The sequence below is a fragment of the Peribacillus sp. P4_C12 genome (assembly GCF_056402095.1).
Map to the genome: position 1 here is coordinate 1 of NZ_JBFUIB010000920.1, position 1,039 is coordinate 1,039.

The 1,039-nt window shown below is 38.8% G+C and carries 1 protein-coding gene and 1 pseudogene; both read left to right on the top strand.

Annotated elements, in window-relative coordinates; all coding sequences use genetic code 11:
* Positions 1-478, top strand: a pseudogene (locus AC1DUW_RS30255) (Putrescine importer PuuP); the annotation flags it as partial.
* Between the two features lie 137 nt (positions 479-615).
* The coding region (locus AC1DUW_RS30260; protein WP_477644364.1) for an aldehyde dehydrogenase family protein at positions 616-1,039 on the top strand (424 nt) is incomplete at its 3' end.

The following is a 1,039-nucleotide window of genomic DNA, read 5'->3' on the forward strand; positions in this document are numbered from 1 at the left end:
GGGCCGGGATTCAGTATTGCCTGAAAATCTATTTGGTTATATTCATCCCAAATATAAAACACCGTCACACGGTATTATCGTGATAGGAATAATTTCTTTATTAGGCGTCGTGTTAACTCTGGAGCAAGTCATCAAGTTTATCAATTTTGGAGGGCTCATTGCTTTTACATCTGTTAATCTATCTGTCATCGCCCATTATTTTATAAAAAATCAGAAACGATCTTTTAACGATTGCATAAGGTATTTATTTTTACCGTTCATTGGCGCAGTATTTACTATGTGGTTATGGTCACATTTAGAAATAGAGGCATTGATTCTTGGAGGCATTTGGGTGATATGTGGCTTAGCATATCTTCTTTATATGACAAATTTTTTCCGCAAGCCTCTTCCTGAGTTTCATTTTGATGAGGAGATCATTCCTCAAGAGGTAGAAGATATGAATGAAAAAATTCTTTCCCAAAAGGTAGAAGACTTTTAATCCGTTTTTTACACTGAAGTAAGTATATGTAACTAAAGGAGGTGTGAATATTTTGAAAATAAGGAAAAATGAAAGCGTTACCTATTTTTAAAGCGGGATTGTTAAAGTAAGAATAACGAACAGGAGGTTTTTTCAAATTGTTGAAGCTGAAAAAGTTTATAAACGGTGAGTGGATGGATTCTTTGAGTAAACAAACGAGTAATGTTGTTAACCCCGCAAACGGCAAGATCATTGCGGAGGCTCCCAACGGAAATACAGAAGATGCCAGGATGGCCATTGATGCGGCACGAACCGCATTTGATTCCGGGATTTGGTCAGACCTGCAGGCTTCGGAACGGGCTTCCTATTTATTTAAAATAGCAGAGAAAATTGAAGAACATGYATCTGAGCTTAGCCAACTTGAAACGGCCAATACCGGAAAACCTCTTAAAGAAGCAGAGTTTGACATTGCGGATGCAGCGGATTGTTTTCGTTATTATGCCGGCTTAGTCACTAAACCKGACGGCCAAACGTATCCTGTTTCYGGTCCTGTACAGGCTATGGTTGTTCGAGAGCCGGTAG